The following is a 25,581-nucleotide window of genomic DNA, read 5'->3' on the forward strand; positions in this document are numbered from 1 at the left end:
GGCGACGCCGACATCGGGCGCCGTTCACTCCCGCTCCTGCGCCGCCCCGTACGGCAGCAGCACGTTCATGCGGAACCCGTCCGCGGTCAGCTCGGCGACGACGTCCCCGCCGTGGGCGCGGGCGAGACCGCGGGCGATCGAGAGCCCGATCCCCGACCCGGACGACACGAGACCGTCGCCGGACGTCGTGCGCGCGGCATCCGCACGCCAGCCGATGTCGAACATCCGGTCCAGATCCTCGACGGCCACCCCCGCCCCGTGGTCGAGGATCCCGAGCACCAGGCCGCGGCCGGCTCCCTCCGACGCCGTGATGACGATGTCGGTCCCTGCGGGGGCGTGGGCGACGGCGTTCGTGAGCAGATTGCCGATGATCCGCCCCAGCTGGTGCGGATCCGCCCACAGCACCTGACCGGCGATCCCCCGCTCGACGATGCGCAGCCCTCGACGCTCGGCCGCCGCGCGGACATCGGCGACGGCATCCGACACGATGTCCAGGAGCCCCACCTGCTCGGTGCGCAATTGCACCGCGCCCGCCGTCAGCTTCGACAGCTCGAAGAGATCGTCGACCATGCGGCTCATCGTCTCCACCTGCGCCCTCACCTCTCCGGCGAAGCGCTCCGGCGCATCGGCGGCCCCCGCCTCGACAGACTCCGCGAGCGCGCGGACGGCCGTCAGCGGCGTGCGCAGATCGTGCGAGATCCATGCGAAGAACCGTCGCCGCGCCGAGTCCAGCTGCTCCAGCTCCGTGCGCGCAGCCTCCACCTTCGCCGAGACGGCCGCGAGCTGGGCGGAGAGATCGTCGATCTCGCTCCACCCCGACGGCTCCGCCTCCACCACGTCGCCGCCGCCCACGCGATCGAGCGACGCGGCGAACCTGCCGAGCGACGACCGCGCCGCGCGGGCGACGATCCATCCCACGGCGAGCGCGAGTGCGAGGGAGACGCCGAGGACGACGACGAGCACCGTCAGGTCGTGCACGGAGATGTACATCTCGATCGAGATCGCGAGGACGGATGCCGTCATCGCCGCCGTACCCGCGCACGCCACCACGAGGAACTGGGCGGTCATGGTGCGGCGACGCAGCAGTCGGAGCGCCAGGAGCGCGACGGCGGCCACGACGGCCGCGCACAGGATGCCGGTCACCACGATGAGGGCGACGTCTCCCGCCGCGAGCCCCATCATCCCGCCCTCCCCTGCGGCGAGAAGAAGTAGCCGACGCCCCACTCGGTGTGCAGGTGCTGCGGACTCTGCGGATCGGTTTCGATCTTCTCCCTGAGGCGCCGCACGTGCACGGTGACGGTGGCGCCGTCTCCGACGGTCCACCCCCACACCTCGCGCAGGATCTCGTCGCGACCGATCACGCGGTCCGGGTTGCGGACGAGGAACACGAGGAGGTCGTGCTCGCGCGCCGTGAGGACGACCTCGACCCCGCGCACCCACACGCGACGGCGCAGGGGGTCCACCCGGAAATCCCCGGCGATGATCTCCGCCGCCGACCCCGCGACGCGAGCGCGACGCACGAGCGCGCCGACACGCAGCAGCAGCTCGCGCAGGGAGAACGGCTTCGCGAGGTAGTCGTCCGCGCCGGCCTCGAGCCCGTCGATGCGGTCCTCCACCTGCCCCAGCGCCGTCAGCATCATGATCGGAACGTCGGAGATCGAGCGGATCTCACGGCAGAGCTCGTCGCCGCTGATGCCCGGCAGCATCCGATCGACGATCACGAGGTCGGGAGGGCCGGCCGAGATGGCCCTCCTCGCGGCGATCCCGTCGCCGTAGGCGGCGACGGCGTACCCGTTGGCGCGCAGGTAGGCGTCGACCGCTCCTCTGACGGTCGGGTCGTCCTCCACGACGACGACGCGGGCGGCCTCCTCCATGCGGTCGACACTAGTCGCGGGGCGAGCACGGCCAGCCCGTTCCTTACGATCCTGAAAGGACTCCCCTTTCGCGCGGCCCCGCTCCGTAGCGTGCTCGGCAGTGCAATCAGCCGCGGCACCCGCCGTACAGCGAACAGGAGAATCCCATGCGCACGACCGCTCTCGCCGCCACAGCGGCACTCGCCCTCGCCCTCTCGCTCAGCGCCTGCAGCTCGCCAGGCGCCGACAGCGGAACGAAGCCGGAGCCCTCGACGTCGCAGAGCGCCTCCATGGGGATGGAGCGGACCGGAGACTTCGCCGGCCTCAACGACAAGACCGTGAAGGGCTCGGTGTCGGTGTCAGACGGGATGCTCGTCCTGTCGGACTTCTCCTCCGACGAGGGACCCGACCTGCACGTCTACCTGACGAACGGGACCGACGAGGCCGCCGTCTCGGCAGGGGTGATGGTCGATGCGGTGTCCTTCGACACCGCATCGCAGACCTTCACCCTGAAGGGCGCCGACATCGCCGACTACACCTACGTCGTGATCCACTGCGACAAGGCCAAGGCGGTGTTCGGCGCCGCGAAGCTGTCATGAACGGCGCCGGACGGTCCCTCGCCCTCGCCTCGTCGCTGCTCGGCGGCGCGGCGAGGGTCGCCGTCGGGGTCCTCTGGCTCCTGGAGGGGATCCTGAAGTACCGCGCGGGGTTCGGCGCGGCCGATATCGAGCTCGTCGCCAGGAGCACCGCAGGCAACAGCAGGACGCCCTGGTGGTTCGCGCCCCTCGGCGGCGCGATGGACAGCGCGGCGGGCCTCTTCGGGGTGGTGATACCGGCGCTCGAGACGCTGCTCGGCGCGCTTCTCCTCGTCGGCCTGATGACGAGACCCGTCGCGCTGGCGTCGATCGGGACGCTGATGCTCTACTGGGCGTCAGACCAGCTGATCGCCCAGTATCCCGTGATGGTGCTGCTGTCGGCGCTCGTGCTCGTGCTGCCGGCGGCGGGACGGTTCGGGGTCGACGGCTGGTGGCGGAGACGTCGGAACGCCTCTCGACGGGACCCGGACTGAGCGCTCAGCCCCTGCGTCGGATGCCGAAGCGGCGGCGCTTCGGCATCGCGGGAGCCTGGGGGATCGGGCGCGCCGCCCTGCGCTCCGCCCACGCGACGACCTCCGCATCGATGTCCCGCGGCTGCGTGACCACGGGCGGGCCGCCCTGCAGCTGCCGTCTCGCCTCCAGCACCCGGCGGTTGAAGTCCGCGAGCACGTCGCGCACATCGGCCTCGCGGCCGAGGAGGTCGAGCTGATCGTCCAGCTCGCGGTCCTCGGCGCGGAGGAGGATGGCGGGAGGGCCGAGCCCCGTGAGGTTCTCGGTCTCGATCTTCCGGCGGATCCACCAGTCCGGATCGTGGTGGTCGCCGAGGCCCTCGATCGGCTTCCCCGCGCCGGGGAGGTCGTCGAAGTCGCCCCGGCGGATCGCGACCTGGATCGCGCTCTCGATGTAGGCGGCCCGGTCGACCGCCGCGGCGGCTCCGGGTGGCGTCCCGGTGTCAGCCTCGGCATCCGCGACCGCCTCGCCGCTCTGCTGACGCGCTCGATATCTCGCTGCCGCTTCTCGTGGATCGCTCATGTGCACCTCCGACTGCTCTCCAGCGTACGACGGCCGCGCAGTCAGGGCGCGGAGACGCGGTGTCCCCGCCAGCGCCTAGGCTCTGAGGGTGACCAGGCCCGCCTCTCTGAACCGCGACATCCTGCGGCTCGCGGTGCCCGCGCTGGGCGCTCTAATCGCCGAGCCGGCCTTCCTCATCGTCGACGCCGCCCTCGTCGGCCACCTCGGCACCACACCGCTCGCCGGGCTCGGCATCGCGGGAGCCGTCCTGCAGACGATCGTCGGGCTCATGGTCTTCCTCGCCTACTCGACCACCCCCGCCGTCGCCCGGAGGTTCGGCGCTGGCGCGCCGGGAGACGCCGTCTCGGTGGGCGTGAACGGCATGTGGCTGGCCCTCGGACTCGGAGCCGTGCTCGCCGTGATCGGCGCCGTGTCGTCGCCCTGGCTGGTTTCCCTGTTCGGGGCGAGCGACGCCGTCGCGGCTCAGGCCGACGACTACCTCCGCATCTCGATGTGGGGTCTGCCGGCGATGCTGATCGTGTTCGCCGCGACCGGGCTGCTGCGCGGCATGCAGGACACGGTGACGCCGCTGTGGATCGCGGGGCTCGGGTTCGGCGCCAACGCCCTGCTGAACGTCCTCTTCATCTACGGCTTCAACTGGGGCATCGCAGGATCGGCCGTCGGCACGGTGACCGCGCAATGGGGGATGGTCGCCGCCTACGTGCTGGTCGTGCGGCGCCTCGCGACGAGGCACAGCGCCTCCCTGCGGGCGCAGCGCGACGGCATCCGCGGCACGGCCAGGTCGGGCGGTTGGCTGTTCCTGCGAACGGTGAGCCTGCGGGTGGCCCTGCTCGCCACCGTGGGCATCGCGACGGGCATCGGCACCACGGAACTCGCCGGCTGGCAGATCGTCTTCACGATCTTCTCCGCCGCGGCGTTCGCTCTCGATGCGCTCGCGATCGCCGCTCAGGCACTGATCGGCAAGGAGCTCGGCGCCGGAGACGAGCGCAGGGTGCATCGCGTGCTCGCGCGCACCGTCGCGTGGGGCGCCTGGTTCGGCGTGATCGTCGGCGCCGTGATCGGCGCGCTGTCCGGTGTGCTCGGGATCCTGTTCACCGGCGACCCGGAGGTCGCGTCCCTGGTCCAGCCCGCCCTCATCGTGCTCGCCGTCGCACAGCCGATCGCCGGGGTGGTCTTCGTCCTCGACGGCGTGCTGATGGGCGCCGGCGACGCCAGGTATCTGGCGGTCGCGGGCGGCCTCAACCTCGTGCCCTTCCTCCCCGCGCTGTGGATCATCTCGGCGAGCGGTGTCGACGGCAGCGCCGGGCTCGTCTGGCTCTCGGTCGCCTTCTTCGGCGTCTACCTCCTCGCCCGCCTCGGCACGCTGGGCTGGCGGGTGCGGTCGGGGCGCTGGGTCGCGGTGGACGCCTGAGGCCCCGACTCCTCGCCCACAGCCGGGGCCGACGCACGACTTCTCCACACGCTCGCGGATGTCCGGAATCCGTCATATCTGTGTACCGCGCATCCCTGGCACGCTCGTCGTGAGCGCAACAGAATGGGAGGGTGCTCGCGATGAACGAACCTCAGGTCTGGACGCTGATCGGCGTCTTCGCCGCCGGACTGTTCGGGATGCTGACGATCATGTCCACGATGTTCGTCCGCATCATCCGCACCGAGATCGGCGGACTCCGCAGCGAGATCCGCGGTGACATGAACGAACTCCGCGCCGAGATCCGCGGTGACATGAACGAACTCCGCGCCGAGGTGAAGGGCGACATCGCCTCCCTGCGCGGCGATATCCGCACCCTCGACCGTGATGTCAACTCGCTCATGAAGAACACCTTCGGCATCGACCGCGACTGATTCCGGTGAGGTGACTCAGCCCGCGTACCTCCGGCACCACTCGTACATGATCACGGCGGCCGCGGCGCTCGCGTTGATCGATCTCGTCGAGCCGTACTGGGTGATCTCGATGTGCGAGGATGCCGCGGCGAGCGCCTCGGCGGAGAGCCCCGGCCCCTCCTGCCCGAAGAGCAGCACGCACCGCTCGGGAAGTTCGGCGTGGTCGACGGGCACGGCGCCGTCGACGTTGTCGACGGCGATGATCGGGAGGCCCTCGGCCTCGGTCCAGGCGGTGAAGGCCTGCACATCCTCGTGATGCACGACGTGCTGGTACCGGTCGGTGACCATGGCTCCGCGCCGGTTCCAGCGGCGGCGTCCGATGATGTGCACGGTGTCTGCGAGGAAGGCGTTGGCGCTGCGCACGATCGAGCCGATGTTCATGTCGTGCTGCCAGTTCTCGATCGCGACGTGGAACGGATGCCGGTGCGTGTCGAGGTCGGCGACGATCGCCTCCATGCGCCAGTAGCGGTAGCGGTCGACGACGTTGCGGGTGTCGCCGACGGCCAGCAGCTCGGGGTCGTACTGCTCCCCCGCCGGCCACGCCGATTCACCATCCGGCCAGGGCCCGACGCCGTATCCCGGCTGCGTCGCCGATCCTGTCGGCGTCTCGGCACTCTGCTCGTCCATCCCGCCAGGTTATCCGGCACTGAGGCCGTCGACGTCCCGCGGCGACCGACTATTTAGGTAGACCGAAAAATCCGCTACGATTTCGGCATGCCTAAAAATTCCGCGATCGACGACGCCCCCGCCGTACGGACCACCGCTCCGCGCAGCCTCTGGCTCCTCGGGCCGGCGCTCGTCGCCGGAGTCGCGTACCTCGACCCCGGCAACGTCGCGAGCAACATGACCGCCGGCGCCCAGTACGGGTACCTGCTGGTCTGGGTCGTGATCGCAGGCAACGTGATGGCGTGGCTCATCCAGTACTTATCCGCCAAGCTCGGCGTCGTCACGGGGCAGAGCCTCCCCGAGATGCTGGGGGCCCGCCTGCGTCGACCGTGGGCGCGGCGCGCGTACTGGCTGCAGGCCGAGCTCGTGGCGATGGCGACCGATCTCGCCGAGATCATCGGCGGGGCGGTGGCGCTGAACCTCCTGTTCAACGTGCCGCTGCTGCTCGGCGGCCTCATCACCGGCGCGGTCTCGATGGTCCTGCTCGCGGTGCAGAGCCGTCGAGGGCCCCGCCACTTCGAGTTCGTGATCATCGGCCTCATGGCGATCATCACCATCGGCTTCGTCGCCGGCGTATTCGTCGCGCCCCCGGACCCGGCGGGGGTCGTGGGCGGACTGGTCCCCCGGTTCGAGGGCACGGGTTCGGTGCTCCTCGCGGCATCCATCCTCGGCGCGACGATCATGCCGCACGCGATCTACGCGCACTCCTCCCTCGCCCGCGACCGATTCGGCTCCGCGGCGTCGCACGCCGAGACCGAGGCGGTCCGGACCGAGACCTCCCGCATCCGCCGGCTGCTCACCGCCACCCGCTGGGACGTGTCGATCGCGATGGTGATCGCCGGCTCCGTGAACCTCGGCATCCTCCTCCTCGCCGCGGCCAACCTCGCGGGCGTCGCGGGAACCGACTCCCTCGAGGGAGCGCACGCCGCCCTCGCCGCGAGCCTCGGCCCCGTCGTCGCGACGTTCTTCGCCGTCGGGCTCCTCGCCTCCGGTCTCGCCTCCACCTCGGTCGGCGCCTATGCGGGCGCGGAGATCATGCACGGCCTGCTGCACGTGCGCGTGCCGCTGCTCGCCCGACGGCTCGTCACGCTCATCCCCGCGCTCGCCATCCTGTGGGCGGGGGTCGACCCGACGCTCGCGCTGGTGCTGAGCCAGGTGGTGCTGTCGTTCGGCATCCCGTTCGCGCTCATCCCCCTGGTGGCGCTCACCGCGCAGCGGCGCACCCTCGGCCCGTGGGCCAACCGCGTGTGGACGACGGTCGCGGGGGTCACGGCATCCGTGCTCCTGATCGCGCTGAACGGCGCCCTGCTCTGGCTGGTGCTCACGGGGGCGTGAGTCCGGCTCGCGCTCGGCGGTTAGGCTCGAAGCCATGACTGCCGAAGCCAAGGTCCGCCTGCTCACCTGGATCGGCATCGCGACCGGCCTGGCCGGAGGACTCCTCATCGCCTTCCCGAAGACGCTCCCGGTCGGCGGCCCGTGGGTGCAGCTCGGACTCGGCATCGCGACCCTCGTGCTGGCGTTCCGCGCGCGCAAGATCGGCATCGCCGACATCGAGGGCTTCGACGGCCGCCTGTCGCTCGCGGCCGCACTGCTCGGATTCCTCGTGGTGTTCTTCGCCGGACAGGTCGCGTTCGGCATCCTCGTCGACGTCGCGAACTGACCGCCGACGCGTAGGCTGAGACCGTGGCATCCCCGGCAGCTGACGACTATCTCAAGACCGTCTACGCGCACACCGAATGGCAGGATGCTCCCATCACGCCGTCGGTGCTGGCCGCGAAGCTCGGGATCGCCCCCTCGTCCGTCACCGAGATGGTCAAGAAGCTCGCGGCGGCGGGCCTCGTCTCGCACGTGCCCTACGGAGCGGTGCGGCTGACCGATGCCGGTACCGCACGCGCCCTGTCGATCATCCGCAGGCACCGGCTGATCGAGACCTGGCTGGTGCGGGAGTTCGGCTACGGCTGGGACGAGGTCCACGACGAGGCCGAGGTGCTCGAGCATACGATCAGCGACCGGCTGCTCGAGGGCATCGATGCGCGGCTCGGACGCCCGCGGTTCGATCCGCACGGCGACGCGATCCCGGATGCCGACGGCGCGGTCATCCGCGAGCCGTTCGTCCTGCTCGCGGATGCCGTCGAGGGCCACGTCGGTCGCGTCCTCCGGGTCAGCGACCAGGACCCGGAGATCCTGCGCGCGGTCGAGGCCGCCGGCGTCGCGGTGGGGGTCGAGGTGTCGGTGACCGCCGGCGGCTTCTCCGTCGATGGCACGGAGGCCGAGATCGCCCACGCGGCCGATGTGATCTGGCTCACGTCCTGAGACCACGCCCGAGAACCCCGCGTACCGTCAGGTCAGGGGGTGTCAATTGTTTCCACTTTTGTGCAAGACTCTGAAAACAATTATCACCCTGCTCGAAAGAGGACTCGATGAAGAGACGCCCCCTCGTCGCCGCGACAGCCGCGCTGCTGATGGTCGGAGCGCCCGCTGCCATGGCGGCGGCAGCCCCCGACACGGAACTCCTTTACTCCTACGTCAAGAACGCCGACGGCACATACGGCTACGGCGACAAGCCGGTGTACACGTATCCGGGCTCCGGCGCCCAGGTCGCGGTTCCCGCCGCCCTCGCCCCGGAGAACCGTCGCTTCTCCAGCGCGTGGGTCGCGACGATCGGCAACCTGAACTTCGGCAAGCCGACGAGCGCAGCCGACTTCGACGCGAAGTACGACGCGGTGCTCGACGACTTCGAGGCGTGGAACATGAACGCCGTGATCTTCCAGGTGCGCCCGCTCCTCGATGCGTACTACCCCTCGGAGATCAACCCCTGGTCCGAGTTCGTCTCGGGCGCTCAGGGCACGGATCCCGGCTACGACCCGCTGGCCCGGATGGTCGAGGCGACCCACGCCCGCGGCATGGAGTACCACGCCTGGCTCAACCCCTACCGCGTGACGAACACCAAGATGACGGCGGCGAGCATCCTGTCGGCGCTGAAGCTGACGGCGGATCAGGTCAAGGCGCTCACGACGACCGAGTACATCGCCGCCCTCAACGCGGCCGGAGTCCTGGCCGATGACAACTTCGCCGTGCAGCACCCCGACCTCGTGCTGTCGTTCGACGAGAAACTCTTCCTGAATCCGGGGCGACCGGAGGTCCGGGACTACGTCACGGCATCCGTGGCGGAGATCGTCGCGAACTACGACGTCGACGCGATCCACTTCGACGACTACTTCTATCCGTATCGGATCAGCGTCAACGGAGCGAACGTGTTCTTCGGCGACGCCGGGGAGGACAGGGCGACGTTCGAGCAGTACGGCCTGGCCGCCGGCTACCCGGACACCGTCGCCGGCGTCGAGCAGTGGCGACGCGACAACGTCACGGCGCTGATCACCGAGGTCGGGGATGCGATCGACGACCACAACGACCAGGACGGCACCGCCGTGCAGTTCGGTGTCAGCCCGTTCGGGATCTGGGAGCACAGCGCCCTCGACCCCGCGGGGTCTCACACCCCGACCGGCTCGTCCCAGAGCTACAGCAAGTCGATCTTCGCGGACACCCGCGGCTGGGTGCAGGACGAGCTCGTCGACTACCTCACCCCGCAGATCTACTGGAGCTTCGACCAGGCAGCCGCCCCCTACGGAGAGCTCGCGCAGTGGTGGAGCAACACCACCGCCGACAGCCGCACGCAGATCTACACCGGCCACGCCCTCTACAAGCACGTGAGCAACGGGGGCTTCGACCCCGCATGGATGAACCCCGAAGAGGTCCCCAACCAGATCCGGTTCAACCAGACCCTCGACGGGATCGACGGCAGCGTGCTGTTCAGCTACAACGACATGAAGCCGAGCGCCGTCGCCGCGCTCCCGGCCGATCAGCAGCCGCGCAACCAGGCGAAGAACGATGCGATCGCCCTGCTGAAGTCCGAAGCCTTCGCCCGGCCGACGATCGTCCCCGCCAAGCCCTGGCTGTCGGACGGCGTCGTCGCCGCCCCGACCGACGTGACGCTGAAGGACGGGCGGATCACCTGGAAGGCCGGGGATGCCGCGGAGGCACGCCAGTACGCGATCTACCGCGGCACCGGGACTCCCGCGCAGGTCGTCGCGACCGGCGGCACGCTCATCGACACGTTCTGGGCCGGAGGGTCCGCCGAGCTGGGCTACGACCTTCCGCCGACCGTCGCGGCCGCCGCCGGGGAGACCTGGGTCGTCACCGCGCTGGACGCCGCCGCGGTGGAGAGCCTTCCCGTCGCCGCCGCCGCCCCGGTGGATCCGATCGACCCCGTCGACCCCGTCGATCCGGTCGACCCGGTCGATCCCGCGGGTCCCGCAGGCCCGGCGACGGGCGCCGGCGGTTCGTCGCCCTCCCGTGGCGGCTCTCTGGCCACGACGGGCGGGACCGCGCCCACCGCTGCCCTGCTGATCGGCGGAGGACTCCTCGCCGCCGGCGCCGCTGCCGCAGCGGTCGCGGCCGCCGCCCGCCACCGCCGCAACAGGGCCGACTGAGCCGGTGCGACGGCCGACCCCGGCCCGCCGTCGCACCTCCCCGACGAAGGCCGTCCTCCGCTCCCCCGGAGGGCGGCCTTCGGTCATCGGGCGCCGCGCACTCCCTCGACCCGATGCGGCAGACCTCGTCACCTGCGCGACACACGCGCCCAATAGGCTGTGCACATGGCCCAACGCGACGACATCGAATGCTGGCTCACCGACATGGACGGCGTGCTCGTCCATGAGAACGACGCCATCCCGGGCGCGTCCGAACTGCTCGCCGGATGGGAGAGCTCCGGCATCCCCTACCTCGTGCTGACCAACAACTCGATCTTCACGGCCCGCGACCTCTCCGCGCGGCTGCGCACCAGCGGCCTGAACGTGCCGGAGGACCGCATCTGGACGTCCGCCCTCGCGACCGCCGACTTCCTGAAGCAGCAGCTGCCCGGCGGGTCCGCCTTCGTGATCGGCGAAGCCGGCATCCTCACCGCCCTGCACGACGCGGGGTTCATCATGACCGAGACCAACCCCGACTTCGTCGTCGTCGGCGAGACGCGCAACTACTCCTTCGAGGCGATCACCAAGGCGATCCGACTCATCAACGACGGTGCGCGCTTCATCGTCACGAATCCGGATGCCACGGGCCCCAGCGCCGACGGACCGCTGCCGGCGACCGGGGCGATCGCCGCGCTCATCACCAAGGCGACCGGCAAGGAGCCCTACGTCGTCGGCAAGCCGAACCCCATGATGTTCCGCTCGGCGCTGAACAAGATCGGGGCGCACTCCAAGCGCACCGGCATGATCGGCGACCGCATGGACACCGATGTCGTCGCCGGCATCGAGGCGGGGCTGCACACGGTGCTGGTGCTCACGGGTATCAGCGACCAGGTCGAGATCGAGAAGTACCCGTTCCGTCCGGATGAGATCGTGCAGTCGGTGGCCGACCTGCTCCCGCGCATCACCGAGACGATCACGACGGTCAAGACGAAGAAGTGAGCGATGGGCGTCCTCGACGAAGGTGAGCGCGTCACCGCAGCCGATGCCGTCGTCTGGCGCGCGTGGCTCCAGGAGAACCACGAGCGCGCGGCGGGCGTCTGGCTGCTGAGCGTGCGGGGCAACAACGACGTCGGCGTCGGCTATGAGGACGCGGTGCGCCAGGCGCTCTGCTTCGGCTGGATCGACGGGCCCGTGCGGACCTTCGACGATCGGACCGTCGGCCAGTGGTTCTCTCCGCGACGGCCGTCGAGCGGCTGGGCGGCGACGAACAAGGCGCGCATCGCAGAGCTCGAGGCCGAGGGGCTCCTCGCCCCCGCCGGCATCCGCGTGCTGGAGGCGGCGAAGGCGAACGGCTCGTGGAGCGTGCTCGACGGCCCGGAGGCCGGGATCGAGCCGCCCGAGCTCACTCAGGCGCTGGACGCCGTGCCCGCCGCCAGGGAGAACTGGGACGCGTTCCCGAAGTCGGTGAAGAAGCTCGGGCTCACGAACATCGCGATGGCCAAGCGGGACGAGACCCGTCGCGCCCGGATCGCGAAGATCGTGGCCGATGCCGCAGAAGGGAGGCGACCGTGAATCAGAGCGATCTGCTGTTCCTCGTGGTCACGCTGATCCTCGTGACCTCGCTCGTGGTGATCATCGTGCAGTTCGCGCGGTCGCGACGACGCGGAGGGTCGGACGACGGCCGCGCCGGCTGGTGGGAAGGCCCCTGGGACGACGACGACCGACGACGCTGATCCGGAGCGGGCCGATCAGCTCAGGGTCAGGCTCTCCACGCGGGCGACCGGCTCCGGCATCCGCAGCGGGCCTGCGCCCGGCGTGATCGTTCCGAGGATGCGCGGCTCCCGCGCCCCCGTGCCGCCGGGGATCACCGCGGCGACCCCGTGCATGGTGCACCAGCCGATCAGTGCGAAGAGGATCGCCTCCTTGCTGTCAGCCGATGCCCCGAGCTCGTCCGCGAGGACGACCTCCACTCCGGGCAGCGCGTCGCGCAGGCCTCTCATGATCAGCGGGTTGTGGCACCCGCCGCCCGACACCGCGAGGTAGCCGATGCCCGCGGCCCTGACGTCGTGCGCCACGGTGCGGACGGTCAGCTCCGTGAGGGTGCGCACGAGATCGGCGTCCGCGATGTCCCTGTCGCCGACGTGCGCACGCACGTAGTCGAGGTGGAAGTGCTCCTTGCCGGTGCTCTTCGGGGTGGGAAGCGCGTAGTACGGATCATCGAGGAGGGCGGCCAGGAGGGTCTCGTCGACGGTGCCGGCGAGGGCGATCTCGGCATCCGCATCGTAGCCGCGCTCGTTCAAGCCCTCGGCGACGACGACCGCATCGACCAGGGCGTTCGCGGGGCCGATGTCGTAGGCGACGAGACCCGAGGGCCCCGTGATGGTGATGTTCGCGATGCCGCCGAGGTTGACGGCGGCCGAGACGCCGGGGCGGCCGCGCAGGAGCAGCTCGTCGAGGAACGACACGAGGGGCGCGCCGTGCCCGCCCGCGGTGATGTCGCGGATCCGCACGTCGGAGACGACCGGCGCCCCGACGCGCTCTGCGATCCAGGCGGGCTGGCCGATCTGCAGGGTGCCGAGGGCGTGGCCGGCATCCACCCAGTGGAAGACCGTCTGGCCGTGCGTGCACACGGCGTCGACTCCGCCGACGGATGCCGCAGCGGATGCCGCGACCTCTGCGAACTCCTGCCCGATCAGGGTGTCGAGCTCGCACACCTCCGCCAGCGTGGTGGGCGCGGGTGGGAGCGCGGCGACGAGTCGGGCACGGAGGTCGGGGCTGTACGGAACACTGTCCTCGTGCAGCACGGTGCCGTGCAGCGCGCCGTCTGCGTCGGCGAAGTCGACGACGGCGACGTCGATGCCGTCATGAGAGGTGCCAGAGAGCAGGCCGAGTACGCGCATGCGCTTCCTTCCGGGGTCTTCTACGAGGGTACGACGAATTTGTAAGGAGAGCGTACGGAATCGTCCGCCGCCGGCCGAGGAGACCTGTCGTCCTCAGCGATCGATCTGACGGATCTCTCCCCAGATCGTGGACGAAGGCGCGAGACGGAGGGATGCTGGAGTCGCGGATCCGTAGATTCGTCCTCGTCCACCCATCTCGAAACGGAGGCGAAGATGTCCCTCGACACCCTGACTGTCCTCATCGGCGCCGTAGGTGCGGTGGTGAGCATCGGCGCCAGCATGTTCGCCGGCGCGGGATGGATCGTCCGCCGCATCGACGGGGTCGAGAGCAAACTCACCCACCGCATCGACGGAGTCGAGACCAAACTCACCGCACGCATCGACGACGTCGAAACCAAACTCACCGCACGCATCGACGTCGTCGAAACCAAACTCACCGCACGCATCGACGACGTCGAAACCACACTCACCGCACGCATCGATGCCGTCGCGAGCGATGTCGTCGAGGTGAAGATCGCCGTCGCGCGCCTCGAAGGCCCGCCACGGCACCTCGTCGTGGCAGGCCGCTGAGCCGGAACCTTCGGCTGCGAGTGAGCCGTCAGCGCAGAACGAGAGCCGCGGCGCCGATGAGCGGACCCTCGTCGCCGAGACCCGAGCGCACGACCCGCGCGCGACGTGAGTACTCGTGTGCCGCGCTCGCGGAGAGGGCCTGCTGCACGAGGTCGATGTAGTCCGCGGAGACGCGGGAGAAGCCTCCGCCGATCGCGATCGTGTCGAGGTCGACGAGGGTCGCGGCATCCGCCAGCGCCTCGCCCACGGCGCGCGCCGAGCGCTCGATCGCCGCGCGCGCGATGGCGTCGCCGGCCGCGGCGTCCCTGGCGAGGTCTTCGCCGGTCGCCCCGGTCCAGCCCTGCTGCTGCGCCCAGGCGGCACTCGCCGGCCCGGAGGCGATCTCCTCGAGCGTGAGCCCGCCCTCGCGGCGCACCTGACCGAGATGACCGGCGTTGCCGGTGGCGCCGGGGATGTACGCGCCGTTCGCGACGAACCCTCCGCCGACCCCGGTCGACACCACGATCGACAGAGATGCACCAGCGTCCTGCGTCGCTCCCAGCCACGACTCGGCGAGCGCGAGCGCTCCTCCGTCGTGCCCGAGCACGGTCGGAACCTCACGTCCGAGCACGCGGGATGCCGCGACGCGCACGGCCTCCGCGAGTCCGAAGCCTCGAGCGAGCGGCATGTTCACCGGCATGATCGCCCCCGCTGCGCGGTCGATGGGGCCGGCGCTGCCGACGCCCGCGCCCACGAGCTCGGCGCCTGCGGGGAGTGCGGCGAGCGCATGCGAGACGATTGCGGAGACGGCATCCGTGAGCGAGGCGAACGTGGCCTCTCGCCCCGTCGCCTGACGACTGCGGCTGCCGTCGACCAGAGTGCCGTCCTCGCCGACGAGGGCGGCCTCCATCTTCGTGCCGCCGACATCGACGGCCAGCGCGTAGCGAGTCACTGGGGGTCGAGTCCGAGGTCGTCGAGATCGAACGCCGCGCGCCACTCCAGGCCCTCGGCCTCGATGGCGACCTGCGCACCGGTCTTGCGGTCGACGATGACGGCGACGGCCACGATCTCGGCGCCCTCCTTGCGCAGCGCCTCGACCGCCTTGAGCGCGGACTGCCCGGTGGTCGAGGTGTCTTCCAGCACGACCACGCGCTTGCCCTTGACGTCGGCGCCCTCGATCTGCCGGCCGCGGCCGTGGTCCTTGGGCTCCTTGCGCACGACGAAGGCGTCGAGCGGCGTTCCGGCGGCGACCGACGCGTGCAGCACCGAGTTCGCGATCGGGTCGGCGCCGAGGGTCAGTCCGCCGACAGCCACGACGTCGAGGTCGCCGATCAGATCGAGCATGATGCGGCCGATCGCGGGCGCGGCCCGGTGATCGAGGGTGAGTTTGCGCATGTCGACGTAGTACGTCGCCTTCTTGCCGCTGGAGAGGGTGAAGTCGCCGTGGAACACCGCCTCGTCCGTGATCAGGTCGAGAAGTGTCTGGCGGTCTGCGTCGAGTGCGGTCACGGCATCCAGTGTAGAAGGAGCGGAGCCGAGAACCGCATGCGGCGGGTATGGATTCGCCGACGGCATCCCCCTATCGTGGCCGTGACCGACTCGAAGGAGACCCCGTGTTCGCATACGACCCCTATGCCGCCCTCGCCGAGCTGCGTCCGACCGCCGCCCTGGAACTGTCCAGCCCCGACTTCGCGGGCGGAGGCGCGCTGCCCGTCTTCGCCTGGTCGTCGGAGCGCGGCGGCGCGGACCTCACGCCGCGGCTGCAGTGGTCGACTCCCCCTGCGGGGACGAAGAGCCTCGCGATCTCCTGCTTCGACCCCGATGCGCCGACGGGCTCGGGGTTCTGGCACTGGGCGGCCTTCGACCTCCCCGCCGATCTGACCGAGCTCGACTCGATCGACGGGACGGCGGCGAGCCTTCCGACCCGCGCCAAGGTCATGCCGAACGAGGCTCGGCTGCAGCGCTTCATCGGCGCCGCTCCCCCCGCGGGCACCGGAGTGCACCGCTACTTCTTCGTGGTGGACGCGCTCGATGTCGATCACCTCGACCTCACCGGCGACGAGACCCCGGGGACCCTCGGCTTCCACCGCCACTTCCACACACTGGCCCGGGGCGTCCTCGTGGGGACGGCCGACCCGTCGGAGCGCTGAACGACCGGCATCCACCCCCGACGCGATGCTGCAGGGCGGTGCTGCAGGGCGCGTCTGGACAGGACTCGGTGTCATGTCATATGATTCCATCATGCGAAATCAAATATTCGCTATGTGAAGAATCAGAACGCACGCCCCGACCTGCCCGACACGAGGAGACGCCGATGTCTACCCACCGCCAGATCGTCGCCATCACCTACGAGACGGCCGTGCGAGCCGTGTCCATCGCGATGGAGGTCGGTGAGCGGCACGGAGTGAAGACCGTGGTCTCGGTCGCCGACCCGTCGATGACCCTGATCGCGTACGGCATGGCCGACGGGGCGACGCCGCACAGTTCGGAGACCAGCCGCCGCAAGGCCGCGACCTCGGCGTCCACGCGCCGTCGGACCGGGCGGATCCCCGACGCGCTGTCGACGACCCTGCCGCTGGGCACGGGCGGAGCGCTGACCACGATCGACGGAGGCGTGCCGATCTTCTTCGGCGACGACCTCGTCGGCGGGCTCGGCGTCGCCGGCGGCAGCCCCGCCCAGGATGCGGACATCGCACTCGAGACTCTGAGGCGCCTCGGCGCACGAGTAGAAGGAATGGAATCATGACCGAGTACCTCACCCGCGCCGACCTCTCGGTGGCCGCCCCGATCGTGGAGTTCGCCGAGGCGTCGCTCTCCGATGCCGGACGCGACGTCGATGCGTTCTGGTCCGGGGCGAGTGCGATCGTGCACGACCTCGTCCCCCGCAACGCCGCGCTCCTGCGCACGCGCGACGAACTGCAGCAGCGCATCGACGAGTTCCACCGCTCGAATCCCGGCGTGCCCGACCGCGATGCGTACCGCGCGCTCCTCACGGAGATCGGCTACCTGGTACCCGTGCCTTCCGAGGTCACGGTCACCACGGTGGACGTGGATCCCGAGATCGCGACCATCGCCGGCCCTCAGCTGGTCGTCCCCCTCCTGAACGCGCGCTTCGCGATCAACGCCGCCAACGCCCGCTGGGGCTCCCTCTACGACGCGCTGTACGGCACCGACGCGATCGATCAGACCGGGGACCTCGCGCCCGGTGCGGAGTTCAACTTCACCCGCGCCGCCGCCGTCGTCTCGTTCGGCCGCGAGCTCCTCGACGAGATCGCCCCGCTGGAGACCGGCTCGCACCGCGATGCGACCGGCTATCGCGTCGACGCCGACGGACTGATCGTGCAGACGGCATCCGGTGATCGCCGCCTGGCATCTTCCGCGGCCTTCGTCGGGCACACCGGCGACGCGGATGCGCCCACCGCCGTGCTGCTGGTGCACAACGGCCTGCACGCCGAGATCGTGATCGACCACGACGGACGCATCGGCCGCACCGACGGCGCCGGCGTGCAGGACATCATCCTGGAGTCCGCTCTGACCGCGATCCTCGACCTGGAGGACTCGGTCGCCGCCGTGGACGCCGACGACAAGGCGCTCGGCTACCGCAACTGGCGCGGCTTCATGGACGGCACGCTGTCCGAGACCGTCACCAAGGGCGGACGCACATTCACCAGGACGCTCGCCGCCGACCGCACGTATCGCACCGCCGACGGCGGCGAGGTCACGCTTCCCGGCCGCTCGGTGCTGTTCGTCCGCAACGTCGGTCACCTCATGCGCACGGATGCCGTGCTGGACCGCGACGGCGGCCCCATCTTCGAGGGCATCCTCGACGCGATCATGACCGCGCTCGGCTCCCTCCCCGAGCTCGAGGGAGCGGATGCCGGACGCAACTCCCGCACCGGGTCGATGTACATCGTGAAGCCCAAGATGCACGGGCCGGAGGAGGTCGCCTTCGCCGCCGAGCTCTTCGGCCGGGTGGAGGAGCTGCTCGGGCTGCCCGCCCTCACGATGAAGGTCGGGATCATGGACGAGGAGCGCCGCACCTCGGCGAACCTCGCGGCCTCGATCGCCGCGGCATCCGATCGAGTAGTGTTCATCAACACCGGATTCCTCGACCGCACCGGCGACGAGATCCACACCTCGCTGCATGCAGGGCCGTTCCTGCCGAAGGCCGCGATCAAGGCGCAGCCGTTCATGAAGGCCTACGAAGACCGCAACGTGGCGATCGGCCTGGCCTCCGGTCTCGACGGGCGCGCGCAGATCGGCAAGGGCATGTGGGCGGAGCCCGACCTCATGCACGACATGCTCGTGAAGAAGATCGCGCACCCGCAGTCGGGAGCATCCACCGCCTGGGTGCCGTCTCCGACCGCCGCGACCCTGCACGCCCTGCACTACCACCGGGTCGATGCGTTCGCCGTGCGCCCGACGCTGCCCGCCGTGGGCGAGAGCGCGCTGGACGCCCTGCTGGTCCCGCCGCTGGCGGGCGATGGCGACCTCACCCCGGAGATCGTCGCGAACGAGATCGACAACAACGTGCAGTCGATCCTCGGCTACGTGGTGCGGTGGATCGATCAGGGCATCGGCGTCTCGAAGGTGCCGGACATCAACGGCGTCGGCCTCATGGAGGACCGCGCGACGCTGCGGATCTCCAGCCAGCTGCTCGCCAACTGGCTCACCCACGGCGTGATCACCGAGGAGCAGATCGACGACAGCCTGCGCCGACTGGCGCCCGTCGTCGACGCGCAGAACGCCGGAGACCCGAACTACGAGCCGCTGGCGTTCGCCGAGGACGCGGAGCCGGGCATCGCGTTCACGGCGGCCCGCCGCCTGATCGTCGAGGGGGCCGCCCAGCCGAGCGGCTACACCGAGCCGCTGCTGCACGGTCTGCGTCGCGAGAAGAAGGCCGAGCAGGCCTGAGCCGCGGGGAGTGCCGTCATTGTCGGCGCTCCCCCATAGGCTGTTCTCATGCGCTTGGCCACCTGGAACGTCAACTCCATCCGCACCCGTGTCACCCGCACCGTCGAGTTCGCCGTCCGCGAAGACATCGACGTGCTGGCGATGCAGGAGATCAAGTGCAAGCCCGAGCAGTTCCCGTACGGGCCGTTCGAAGAGGCCGGGTACCACGTCGAGGTCCACGGCCTGAACCAGTGGAACGGCGTCGCCATCGCGAGCCGCCTGCCCGTCACCGACGTCCGCACAGCGTTCGACGGGATGCCCGGTTTCGCGAAGGGGCACGAGGGTCCGGATGCTCCGCTCGAAGCCCGCGCGCTCGGCGTGATGGTCGACGGGGTGCGCGTGTGGAGCCTCTACGTGCCCAACGGACGCGCGCTCGACGACCCGCACTACGCCTACAAGCTGCACTGGCTGGAGGAGCTGAAGAAGTCCACCGCCGCCGAGCTGCAGGCGAATCCGGCGCTGCCGCTGGCGCTCGTGGGCGACTTCAACATCATCCCCTTCGACGCCGACAACGGAGACCCCGACATCGTCGTCGGCCGCTCGACGCACGTCTCCCCTCAGGAGCGCGACGCGTTCTTCGCGATGGCGGATGCCGGCGTCTCCGACGTCGTGCGGCCGCTGCTGCCCGAGGGGTACACGTACTGGGACTACCAGCGCCTCAAGTTCCCCCGCAACGAGGGCATCCGCATCGACTTCATCCTCGGATCGAAGACCCTGGCGGATGCCGTCACCGGGGCCTCCATCCACCGCGACGAGCGCAAGGGCGAGCAGCCCAGCGACCACGTCCCGGTGGTCGTCGACCTCGACTTCGGCTCGGCCGAAGAGGACGACGACCTGCCGATGATCTTCTCCTGACCCGCCCGGTCGTCGCTCACACCGGTCGTTGAGCGAGACTCGCAACCCGGTCGTTGAGCGAGCGACGGTCGTTGAGCGAGCGAAGCGAGACGAAACGCAGAGACGAAACGCAGAGACGGCGCACGCTGACAGGAAGGACGTCCATGACCATCCGACTGATCGCGACCGATCTCGACGGCACGCTGCTCGACTCCTCGCCCGCGGTCACTCCGCGCACGCGCGCGGCTCTCGATGCGGCCCGAGCCCGCGGCATCCACGTCGTGCCCGTGACCGCCCGGCAGCCGATCGGTCTGCGGGCCATCGCGGCCGACGCCGGCTTCGACGGCTGGGCGCTGTGCGGCAACGGGGCCTACGCGATCCATCTCGCCGACGGACGGATGCTGTTCGCCGAAGAGCTGCCGGCCGACACGATCCGCGCGCTCGCGGAGGCTCTTCGGTCCAGCATCCCCGGGCTGCTGTTCGCCAGCGTGCGCGAGGGCGGCGAGACCTTCGTCGCGCAGCACGGCTACGCGGAGGTCGCCGACTACTCCGACCACAAGCGCGACCCTCTCACGATGGGCGGGGTGCCGCTCGACCACGTCCTGGCCGCGCCGACGCTCAAGCTCGTGATCCGGCATCCCGAGCTCACGCCGACCGTGCTGTACGACACCCTCCGCGACCTCGGGTTGAGCGGCTTCGAGGCCACGCTGTCCGGTGCCCCGTTCGTCGAGGTCATGGCCGAGGGCGTGACCAAGGCGACGGGGCTCGCGCGCCTGTGCGCGCATCTCGGCGTCGCACGGTCCGACGTCATCGCCTTCGGCGACGCGCTCAACGACGTCGAGATGCTCCGCTGGGCCGGTCACGGGGTCGCGATGGCCGGCGCTGACGATGTCGTGCGGGACGCAGCAGACGAGATCGCACGATCCAACGACGACGACGGGGTGGCGCGGGTGATCGAGCGGATGCTCGGCTGACGCCGACCTCGACGCTCCCGGGCCCCTCAGCCCAGCGGCACTCTGTTCGTGCTGATCGAGGTCGGGTTGACGGTGTTGATCACGGTCGGCGTGCCGCTGGACAGGTCGATGAAGAAGACGCCGGTCTGACCCTTGTCGGTCACGGGGAACGCCCAGGTGCCGCCGACCACGTCCGGCTGCGGCCCCTGCACCACGTCGAGCGGTTCCGGCATCTCTCCCTTGAGCACCTCGATGGGCGAGAGCGTCGCCGACGCCGCATAGTCGGCCCGAGACGTGTGCAGCACGATGTCGTCCTCGTCGCCTCGCGCACTCGCGAACACGACGATGTCGGCCTGGTCCGTCCATGCGGCCAGTTCCTCCGCGGTCGCAGCCGGGGCCGCCTCGGGGAGGCCGGCGAGGACCCGCTCGAACTTCTGCCAGTCACCCCAGTCGTCGTGCACGCCGAGGTAGCCGAGGAGTTCGTATCCCTCGTCGCCCGCGCCCGTGAGCACGAAGATCCCCTCGTGACGGGCGTCGTAAGAGAACTCCGTCTGCTCTGTGAGGTAGTACGCGGTGCCGGCCGGCTTGGTCACCGTGATCGTCGCCGCTGCGTCACCCTTCAGACTGTCCGAGACGCGGACGACGGCGGTCTGCGCGGGGAAGTCGGCGCCGTCGGCATCCGTGACCGCGGGGTCGACCGACTCGACGGTGCCGAACAGGATCGCGTCGGCTCCCGCGACCAGCTCGGTGATGGTCTCGGCCGGGTTCGGTGCGGAGACGGACTGCGTCGTCGACGGCTGCGGGGTGGGCATTGCGTCCTCCTCAGGATCTGGACTGCACGCGGTGAGGACCACCAGCGCGGCGATGACCGCCACGAAGCCCTGCCACGGGGACTTTCTCATCGGTTCGCGATCGCCACGTCGGAGAAGGACTTCGCGAAGTCTTCCATGCTCATCGTGAAACTTCCATCGTCGGGGTTGTTCAGCACGCCTCCGGCATCGGTGATCGCCGACTCGTGCCCGGCGTTGTGACCCCACGGATTGCGGATCACCACGTACTGCGTGCCGTCGACCTCGTACGCCTTGGTCACGGTCAGCGCATGGCCGCCGCCCTCGAAGCCGAGCTGGCCGTTGGTCGCACAGGCGGCGACGGGTCGGTGGTTCCCGAGCGCGTCCTTCATCTCGCCGAAGCTGTCATCGATGTCGTTGCCTCCGGTCACGAAGTCCCAGAATCCGGCGTCGTCGTCTTTGGTGTCGGCTCCGTGCCCGAAGATGTCCTCCATGACATCCTGCGGCCAGCCGCCCTCGAACTCCTTGTAGCTGCCCTCGTGGATGACGTAGGCCGCCTCGATGACGCGCACCCAGTCGGCCTGGCTGTTGTCGAGGAACTGGTCGCTGCTGACCGTGATGTCGCCGTCGGCGAAGTGCACCGTGTAGGTGCCGTCGGGGTTGACGGTGATCATGTCCTTGATCTTCTGCGGGTCGCCGTCGGCGAGACCGGCGAGCACGGCCAGCAGGTAGCAGTCGCCGGCTCCTCCCTGGTGGACGTCGCCGGGCTCTGGCTGGCCGTTCGGGAACAGGCTCGAGGATCCGTCACCCGGGAGCTTCTCCCCCGACCGGATCGCATCGAGATCGGGCGAGGAGAGGGCGGCCACGGCCTCGTCATACGTGGAGCGCCAGTCGACGACCTTGTTGTTCCACTGGGTCGCGACCTCGTTCCACGCCTCGCGCGCCGCCCAGATGTCGGCCTCCAGCTGCTGCCGTTTCGCGAGCTCCGTGTCGTAGTCGTCGGAGCCCTCGACGGGCGCCTCGCCGTCGGCGTAGTCGCCCTGAAGTTCTTTCAGCGCCTTCCAGCGCTCCTGGCATTGCACGGCGAGAGCGTCGAGGCTCTCCTGACAGTCGGCGGTCTGCGAGCCGTAGCTGACGAGCGCGAGGCCGACCGGTCCGTAGATGGCGCCGGCGACCGCGATCCGATCGGCGGTGTCGCCGATCGACGAGCGGAGTTTCTCCGCCGCCTGCCCCGTGATCCGCCACTGCGACATCTCGGAGTCCTTGATCGCGCGCAGCCGGGTGGCGAGCTGGCTCATCACGTTGCCGTGGTCGGCCATCTTGCGCCCGCTCGAGAAGACGGTCGCGGGTTCGCCCGCCATCGAGCGGATCTCCTCGCCGAGCCCCGGAGCCACGCCCGCAGTACCCGGTGCGACCTGCTGACCTCCCATGTCAGAACCACCTGTCCAGGCCGATGTAGGAGTCGATGACGTCGGAGATGTACGTCGAGATGTCTTCGAGCGTCGCGATCAGGTCTTCGCGCTTCGGCTCCCACGCCCCGCAGAAGTCAGCGGCAGCCGCACTCAGCTCGGCCATGTCGTAGGGCAGGTCGATCGCACCGGCGATGTCGGCACTGCGCTCCGGTGCATCCTCCAACTCGCCGATCGCCGTCCTGATCGACGAGCGGATGCCGTCGAGCAGGTCGTAGTCGATGATGACGTCCTGTGCGCTCATGCCGTTCCCCCCGGTCTCACCGTCGAGACTATCGACCCGCACGCACGATCCTGAATGGGGAGAAGTGCCCATCCGCGAGAGCGTGTGATGCTCGCGAGCGATCTCGGCGGGATGGGAGACGGGTCTCTATCCGGCCGAAGGCCGGTACCACAGCGGGTCGCCGTCGCACAGGGGGACCCCGAACCGGTACCAGACCGCGTCGCTGTTCGGCGGCAGGTACGGCCCGATCACGACCACGCCGTCAGGGGTGTCGACCAGCATCATCTGGCCTTTCATCTGCCGCCACGTCGCCCGACCGCTGTAGACGGAAGACCCGTCCCACTCCACGCACGTGTCTCCGTCTGTCGTTCGCGTGGAGCCGACGGGGAACCCCTGCAGAACGGCGACGCCGCCATCGTCGAGCGTGAGACGCCCGGTCGCCCCGCCTGCGGCACCGCCGGAGTCCTCCGGCGCCAACTCGACCGGAACTCCTGCCAGCTCCTCGATGCGACTTCTGGACGCCCCGGTTGCTATCGATGACGCGACGACGATCCCCGCGAGGAGGGCGACGAGCGTGACGATGACGACGGCGAATGCTCGGCTGCGCTGATCGGATGCGTAGGCCATCAGATCCCCCGCCTTCGGGCGACGAGACCGCAGGCGATGAGGGCGATGAATGCCGATGTCGCGACGACCGGCGGGAGGACGGTCAGCATCAGTGAGCTCACCGTCCATCCCTCCGAGCCGAGATAGCCGGGAGCGACGGCCAGCCAGACCGCCGTCGGGGTCAGGCTCACGAGCGCGCCGCTGACAAGCCAGGCGGAGAGCGCCGCCCTCGGGGTCGCCGGGCTCCACCCCTGCACGACCAGTGCGAACGCCAGCGTGAGGACAGCACCGATACCTACGACCCCGATGCAGCCCCGCAGCGCAGAGAGATTCCGTGCCGGGACATCCTGCCAAGGGATGCTCCCGAAGATCCACGTATCGAGAACGAGCACGACAGCCCCGATCGCCAGCGTGAGCCCGACCTGACGCAGCATCGAGGTGAACGGCATCCGTCGCGGGTTCACCCTCGGACTCCCGCATCGACGGGCGGAATGGAGACGGCGGCGTCGTCTCTGCCCCGTGCGAAGTCATCAGCGGATCTCAGCGAAACGGTCATCACCTCAGCCTCACGGCACACTGCCGAGAGGCACCCCTGAGTCTGCTGGAAATCCGCCGAAGGGCCCCACCCGGTCACGACATCATCGTCTGCTCGGAGTCCGAGCGGCGAAGTCTGCTGGCGAACCATCGCAGAGTTCTTCATGGATGCTCCCCCAATCGACGCCGTCGAATCGCCCCGGCCACGGTGCGAAGAGGGCCACGCCCGCGTCCGTGTCGATTCTCAGATGACCATCCGCATCCATCGCCCATCGCCCCGTTCCCGAGAAGGTCGTCGGATCTGCGGCGACGCAGCGATCCCCGGCATCCCCTTCGCCGATCTCCCCGACGAGCAGGTCTGCAACGCGAGCCGAACCGTCTTCACGCAACTCGATCGTCGACTTCTCCCAGGGCACGCCCTGCTCCGGCGTCGCGGCCGTCCATCTGATCGGGAACACCAGTTGGTCTCCGGGCCCGCTACGCGTGGAGCCGACGATCACGATAACTGCGATCACCGACGCGCTCGCGGCCAACGCAATCATGATCAATACCCGCATCAAGCGCTTACTCATCGACAAGCTGGATCTCCCGGGACGGTGTTCATCCGCCGAAGAACCCGATTCCGGTGATGAAGGCGCCGAACACGATGATCGGACTGATGATGACCTCAGGAGACACGCGCGTCCTTACGCATCCAGAAGATCTGACTGTCGGTCGCACTGTCCGGGTCCATCACGGAGTCGAGGAAGATCTTCAGCTCCAGCTCCCCCGACCCGCTGTCCCAGACGTCAGACGACCAGCCTGTGCGCGCACAGTCGCCACTCTCGATCGAGAAGACCAACGAATAGACGAGATCCGGGCTGACGCTTCGCCATGAGCCACCGAAATCGACGAGATCGTCCCCGTTCAGATCCTCAACGGTGTCTGCAGATCTCGCCGAGCAGACGAGATTCCGGGGCCACGACGAGGCCACAAACGTCCCATCCGCCGATATGACGAGACTCACGGCGTGATCTCCAGACTCCTGCCCCCAGACTCCCACCAGTTCGCGCTCATCGACGTCGTAGGCGATGTTCCGCAGAGCGCACCCCGTCAGAGTCAGCGCAGACGCGATCACGGCGACGGACAGCATCCACCGTGCCGACCACGTCACCACGTCACGGCCTCGCTCCACGCGATCGGCTCGGCTTAGATGTCCAGCCCCGGACCAGAGTCCGGGGCGACGTCACGACAATACTCAGGGGAACGGTCATCCCCGCGCCCTCGCGGCGCACT

Annotated in this window: 31 protein-coding genes; 17 read left to right on the forward strand and 14 right to left on the reverse strand. The window is 69.6% G+C overall.

The annotated features are described in order from the left end of the window. Positions 1–24: 24 nt before the first annotated feature. Complete coding sequence (locus CQ047_RS08790) at positions 25–1,182, reverse strand: sensor histidine kinase KdpD (protein ID WP_105674304.1); 1,158 nt, start codon at positions 1,180–1,182, stop codon at positions 25–27. After that, the gene (locus tag CQ047_RS08795) at positions 1,179–1,874 is read right to left on the reverse strand and encodes a response regulator transcription factor (protein WP_105674306.1); all 696 of its coding nucleotides are present in this window, start codon (positions 1,872–1,874) and stop codon (positions 1,179–1,181) included. The genes CQ047_RS08790 and CQ047_RS08795 overlap by 4 nt, the downstream gene beginning before the upstream one ends. Before the next feature lie 146 nt (positions 1,875–2,020). Between CQ047_RS08795 and CQ047_RS08800 the strand changes: the two genes are divergently transcribed. Further along, positions 2,021–2,452 (forward strand): DM13 domain-containing protein, encoded by a 432-nt coding sequence (locus CQ047_RS08800; RefSeq protein WP_105674308.1) that lies wholly within the window; start codon positions 2,021–2,023, stop codon positions 2,450–2,452. After that, positions 2,449–2,922, forward strand: a complete 474-nt coding sequence (locus CQ047_RS08805; RefSeq protein ID WP_219844605.1) for a TQO small subunit DoxD — start codon at positions 2,449–2,451, stop codon at positions 2,920–2,922. Before CQ047_RS08800 ends, CQ047_RS08805 begins: the two co-directional genes overlap by 4 nt. A gap of 4 nt (positions 2,923–2,926) precedes the next feature. On the opposite strand, the gene CQ047_RS08810 is transcribed toward CQ047_RS08805, so the two are convergent. After that, entirely contained in the window at positions 2,927–3,481 is a 555-nt protein-coding gene (locus CQ047_RS08810) for a DUF1992 domain-containing protein (protein ID WP_105674310.1), read from the reverse strand. Between the two features lie 88 nt (positions 3,482–3,569). Between CQ047_RS08810 and CQ047_RS08815 the strand changes: the two genes are divergently transcribed. Further along, complete coding sequence (locus tag CQ047_RS08815) at positions 3,570–4,892, forward strand: MATE family efflux transporter (RefSeq protein WP_105674312.1); 1,323 nt, start codon at positions 3,570–3,572, stop codon at positions 4,890–4,892. 140 nt (positions 4,893–5,032) lie between these two features. Beyond that, a complete protein-coding gene (locus tag CQ047_RS08820; RefSeq protein ID WP_223585726.1) occupies positions 5,033–5,323 on the forward strand; it encodes a DUF2730 domain-containing protein in 291 nt (96 codons plus the stop codon). A gap of 15 nt (positions 5,324–5,338) precedes the next feature. Here CQ047_RS08820 and CQ047_RS08825 read toward each other — a convergent pair whose 3' ends face one another. Beyond that, complete coding sequence (locus CQ047_RS08825) at positions 5,339–5,989, reverse strand: TrmH family RNA methyltransferase (protein WP_105674316.1); 651 nt, start codon at positions 5,987–5,989, stop codon at positions 5,339–5,341. An 87-nt stretch (positions 5,990–6,076) separates the two neighbouring features. On the opposite strand from CQ047_RS08825, the gene CQ047_RS08830 reads away from it, so the two are divergent. From CQ047_RS08830 to CQ047_RS18845, 7 genes are all read left to right on the forward strand, one after another. Continuing rightward, positions 6,077–7,363, forward strand: coding sequence for an Nramp family divalent metal transporter (locus CQ047_RS08830; protein WP_105674318.1), 1,287 nt, complete (start codon positions 6,077–6,079; stop codon positions 7,361–7,363). Between the two features lie 34 nt (positions 7,364–7,397). Next, entirely contained in the window at positions 7,398–7,688 is a 291-nt protein-coding gene (locus tag CQ047_RS08835) for a hypothetical protein (protein WP_105674320.1), read from the forward strand. Between the two features lie 23 nt (positions 7,689–7,711). Beyond that, complete coding sequence (locus CQ047_RS08840; protein ID WP_105674322.1) at positions 7,712–8,341, forward strand: metal-dependent transcriptional regulator; 630 nt, start codon at positions 7,712–7,714, stop codon at positions 8,339–8,341. 107 nt (positions 8,342–8,448) lie between these two features. After that, on the forward strand, positions 8,449–10,518 hold the full coding sequence (locus tag CQ047_RS19185; protein WP_105674324.1) for a glycoside hydrolase family 10 protein: 2,070 nt from the start codon (positions 8,449–8,451) through the stop codon (positions 10,516–10,518). 165 nt (positions 10,519–10,683) lie between these two features. Then, positions 10,684–11,496, forward strand: coding sequence for an HAD-IIA family hydrolase (locus tag CQ047_RS08850; RefSeq protein ID WP_105674326.1), 813 nt, complete (start codon positions 10,684–10,686; stop codon positions 11,494–11,496). Positions 11,497–11,499: 3 nt separating this feature from the next. Further along, positions 11,500–12,069, forward strand: a complete 570-nt coding sequence (locus tag CQ047_RS08855) for a YdeI family protein (protein ID WP_105674328.1) — start codon at positions 11,500–11,502, stop codon at positions 12,067–12,069. Beyond that, positions 12,066–12,230, forward strand: coding sequence for a hypothetical protein (locus CQ047_RS18845; protein WP_181155886.1), 165 nt, complete (start codon positions 12,066–12,068; stop codon positions 12,228–12,230). Before CQ047_RS08855 ends, CQ047_RS18845 begins: the two co-directional genes overlap by 4 nt. A 15-nt stretch (positions 12,231–12,245) precedes the next feature. On the opposite strand, the gene CQ047_RS08860 is transcribed toward CQ047_RS18845, so the two are convergent. Continuing rightward, complete coding sequence (locus CQ047_RS08860; protein ID WP_105674331.1) at positions 12,246–13,397, reverse strand: anhydro-N-acetylmuramic acid kinase; 1,152 nt, start codon at positions 13,395–13,397, stop codon at positions 12,246–12,248. A gap of 261 nt (positions 13,398–13,658) precedes the next feature. Between CQ047_RS08860 and CQ047_RS08865 the strand changes: the two genes are divergently transcribed. Beyond that, a complete protein-coding gene (locus CQ047_RS08865) occupies positions 13,659–13,967 on the forward strand; it encodes an apolipoprotein A1/A4/E family protein (protein WP_258132560.1) in 309 nt (102 codons plus the stop codon). Positions 13,968–13,995: 28 nt separating this feature from the next. On the opposite strand, the gene CQ047_RS08870 is transcribed toward CQ047_RS08865, so the two are convergent. After that, the gene (locus CQ047_RS08870) at positions 13,996–14,898 is read right to left on the reverse strand and encodes an ROK family protein (RefSeq protein ID WP_105674334.1); all 903 of its coding nucleotides are present in this window, start codon (positions 14,896–14,898) and stop codon (positions 13,996–13,998) included. Beyond that, positions 14,895–15,455: an orotate phosphoribosyltransferase gene (gene pyrE, locus CQ047_RS08875; RefSeq protein ID WP_105674336.1), complete on the reverse strand. Its 561-nt coding sequence runs from the start codon at positions 15,453–15,455 to the stop codon at positions 14,895–14,897. Before pyrE ends, CQ047_RS08870 begins: the two co-directional genes overlap by 4 nt. Positions 15,456–15,559: 104 nt before the next feature. Here pyrE and CQ047_RS08880 point away from each other — a divergent pair, with 104 nt between their 5' ends. The 5 genes from CQ047_RS08880 (at position 15,560) to CQ047_RS08900 (ending at position 20,707) form a co-directional block, all read left to right on the forward strand. Continuing rightward, entirely contained in the window at positions 15,560–16,096 is a 537-nt protein-coding gene (locus tag CQ047_RS08880) for a YbhB/YbcL family Raf kinase inhibitor-like protein (RefSeq protein ID WP_258132561.1), read from the forward strand. Between the two features lie 164 nt (positions 16,097–16,260). Beyond that, positions 16,261–16,692 carry a heme-binding protein gene (locus tag CQ047_RS08885; protein WP_181155887.1) on the forward strand — a complete coding sequence of 144 codons (432 nt, stop codon included), beginning with the start codon at positions 16,261–16,263 and terminating at the stop codon, positions 16,690–16,692. Beyond that, positions 16,689–18,860, forward strand: a complete 2,172-nt coding sequence (locus CQ047_RS08890; protein ID WP_105674342.1) for a malate synthase G — start codon at positions 16,689–16,691, stop codon at positions 18,858–18,860. Before CQ047_RS08885 ends, CQ047_RS08890 begins: the two co-directional genes overlap by 4 nt. A 48-nt stretch (positions 18,861–18,908) precedes the next feature. Then, complete coding sequence (locus CQ047_RS08895; protein WP_105674344.1) at positions 18,909–19,754, forward strand: exodeoxyribonuclease III; 846 nt, start codon at positions 18,909–18,911, stop codon at positions 19,752–19,754. Positions 19,755–19,897: 143 nt separating this feature from the next. Continuing rightward, positions 19,898–20,707, forward strand: a complete 810-nt coding sequence (locus tag CQ047_RS08900; protein WP_105674346.1) for an HAD family hydrolase — start codon at positions 19,898–19,900, stop codon at positions 20,705–20,707. Between the two features lie 26 nt (positions 20,708–20,733). On the opposite strand, the gene CQ047_RS08905 is transcribed toward CQ047_RS08900, so the two are convergent. From CQ047_RS08905 to CQ047_RS08935, 7 genes are all read right to left on the reverse strand, one after another. Then, on the reverse strand, positions 20,734–21,498 hold the full coding sequence (locus CQ047_RS08905; protein ID WP_105674348.1) for a hypothetical protein: 765 nt from the start codon (positions 21,496–21,498) through the stop codon (positions 20,734–20,736). 86 nt (positions 21,499–21,584) lie between these two features. Further along, positions 21,585–22,904, reverse strand: a complete 1,320-nt coding sequence (locus tag CQ047_RS08910) for a C2 family cysteine protease (RefSeq protein ID WP_105674350.1) — start codon at positions 22,902–22,904, stop codon at positions 21,585–21,587. A 1-nt stretch (position 22,905) separates the two neighbouring features. Further along, the gene (locus CQ047_RS08915) at positions 22,906–23,187 is read right to left on the reverse strand and encodes a hypothetical protein (RefSeq protein ID WP_105674352.1); all 282 of its coding nucleotides are present in this window, start codon (positions 23,185–23,187) and stop codon (positions 22,906–22,908) included. Positions 23,188–23,313: 126 nt separating this feature from the next. Further along, positions 23,314–23,793 carry a hypothetical protein gene (locus tag CQ047_RS08920; RefSeq protein ID WP_105674354.1) on the reverse strand — a complete coding sequence of 160 codons (480 nt, stop codon included), beginning with the start codon at positions 23,791–23,793 and terminating at the stop codon, positions 23,314–23,316. Next, the gene (locus CQ047_RS08925; RefSeq protein ID WP_105674356.1) at positions 23,793–24,221 is read right to left on the reverse strand and encodes a hypothetical protein; all 429 of its coding nucleotides are present in this window, start codon (positions 24,219–24,221) and stop codon (positions 23,793–23,795) included. The genes CQ047_RS08920 and CQ047_RS08925 overlap by 1 nt, the downstream gene beginning before the upstream one ends. Positions 24,222–24,410: 189 nt before the next feature. Then, on the reverse strand, positions 24,411–24,878 hold the full coding sequence (locus tag CQ047_RS08930) for a hypothetical protein (RefSeq protein WP_105674358.1): 468 nt from the start codon (positions 24,876–24,878) through the stop codon (positions 24,411–24,413). 95 nt (positions 24,879–24,973) lie between these two features. After that, positions 24,974–25,438, reverse strand: a complete 465-nt coding sequence (locus CQ047_RS08935; RefSeq protein ID WP_146114307.1) for a hypothetical protein — start codon at positions 25,436–25,438, stop codon at positions 24,974–24,976. Positions 25,439–25,581: the final 143 nt, after the last annotated feature.

The sequence above is a fragment of the Microbacterium sp. MYb72 genome (assembly GCF_002979415.1).
Lineage (GTDB): Bacteria > Actinomycetota > Actinomycetes > Actinomycetales > Microbacteriaceae > Microbacterium > Microbacterium natoriense.

Bases quoted from the DNA above. Each gene is read 5' to 3' on its own strand.
- CQ047_RS08790 (WP_105674304.1), bottom strand. From the start codon at position 1,182: ATGATGGGGCTCGCGGCGGGAGACGTCGCCCTCATCGTGGTGACCGGC.
- CQ047_RS08795 (WP_105674306.1), bottom strand. From the start codon at position 1,874: ATGGAGGAGGCCGCCCGCGTCGTCGTCGTGGAGGACGACCCGACCGTC.
- CQ047_RS08800 (WP_105674308.1), top strand. From the start codon at position 2,021: ATGCGCACGACCGCTCTCGCCGCCACAGCGGCACTCGCCCTCGCCCTC.
- CQ047_RS08805 (WP_219844605.1), top strand. From the start codon at position 2,449: ATGAACGGCGCCGGACGGTCCCTCGCCCTCGCCTCGTCGCTGCTCGGC.
- CQ047_RS08810 (WP_105674310.1), bottom strand. From the start codon at position 3,481: ATGAGCGATCCACGAGAAGCGGCAGCGAGATATCGAGCGCGTCAGCAG.
- CQ047_RS08820 (WP_223585726.1), top strand. From the start codon at position 5,033: ATGAACGAACCTCAGGTCTGGACGCTGATCGGCGTCTTCGCCGCCGGA.
- CQ047_RS08825 (WP_105674316.1), bottom strand. From the start codon at position 5,989: ATGGACGAGCAGAGTGCCGAGACGCCGACAGGATCGGCGACGCAGCCG.
- CQ047_RS08830 (WP_105674318.1), top strand. From the start codon at position 6,077: ATGCCTAAAAATTCCGCGATCGACGACGCCCCCGCCGTACGGACCACC.
- CQ047_RS08835 (WP_105674320.1), top strand. From the start codon at position 7,398: ATGACTGCCGAAGCCAAGGTCCGCCTGCTCACCTGGATCGGCATCGCG.
- CQ047_RS19185 (WP_105674324.1), top strand. From the start codon at position 8,449: ATGAAGAGACGCCCCCTCGTCGCCGCGACAGCCGCGCTGCTGATGGTC.
- CQ047_RS08850 (WP_105674326.1), top strand. From the start codon at position 10,684: ATGGCCCAACGCGACGACATCGAATGCTGGCTCACCGACATGGACGGC.
- CQ047_RS08855 (WP_105674328.1), top strand. From the start codon at position 11,500: ATGGGCGTCCTCGACGAAGGTGAGCGCGTCACCGCAGCCGATGCCGTC.
- CQ047_RS08860 (WP_105674331.1), bottom strand. From the start codon at position 13,397: ATGCGCGTACTCGGCCTGCTCTCTGGCACCTCTCATGACGGCATCGAC.
- CQ047_RS08885 (WP_181155887.1), top strand. From the start codon at position 16,261: ATGTCTACCCACCGCCAGATCGTCGCCATCACCTACGAGACGGCCGTG.
- CQ047_RS08890 (WP_105674342.1), top strand. From the start codon at position 16,689: ATGACCGAGTACCTCACCCGCGCCGACCTCTCGGTGGCCGCCCCGATC.
- CQ047_RS08895 (WP_105674344.1), top strand. From the start codon at position 18,909: ATGCGCTTGGCCACCTGGAACGTCAACTCCATCCGCACCCGTGTCACC.
- CQ047_RS08900 (WP_105674346.1), top strand. From the start codon at position 19,898: ATGACCATCCGACTGATCGCGACCGATCTCGACGGCACGCTGCTCGAC.
- CQ047_RS08905 (WP_105674348.1), bottom strand. From the start codon at position 21,498: ATGCCCACCCCGCAGCCGTCGACGACGCAGTCCGTCTCCGCACCGAAC.
- CQ047_RS08910 (WP_105674350.1), bottom strand. From the start codon at position 22,904: ATGGGAGGTCAGCAGGTCGCACCGGGTACTGCGGGCGTGGCTCCGGGG.
- CQ047_RS08915 (WP_105674352.1), bottom strand. From the start codon at position 23,187: ATGAGCGCACAGGACGTCATCATCGACTACGACCTGCTCGACGGCATC.
- CQ047_RS08920 (WP_105674354.1), bottom strand. From the start codon at position 23,793: ATGGCCTACGCATCCGATCAGCGCAGCCGAGCATTCGCCGTCGTCATC.
- CQ047_RS08925 (WP_105674356.1), bottom strand. From the start codon at position 24,221: ATGCCGTTCACCTCGATGCTGCGTCAGGTCGGGCTCACGCTGGCGATC.
- CQ047_RS08930 (WP_105674358.1), bottom strand. From the start codon at position 24,878: ATGAGTAAGCGCTTGATGCGGGTATTGATCATGATTGCGTTGGCCGCG.
- CQ047_RS08935 (WP_146114307.1), bottom strand. From the start codon at position 25,438: ATGCTGTCCGTCGCCGTGATCGCGTCTGCGCTGACTCTGACGGGGTGC.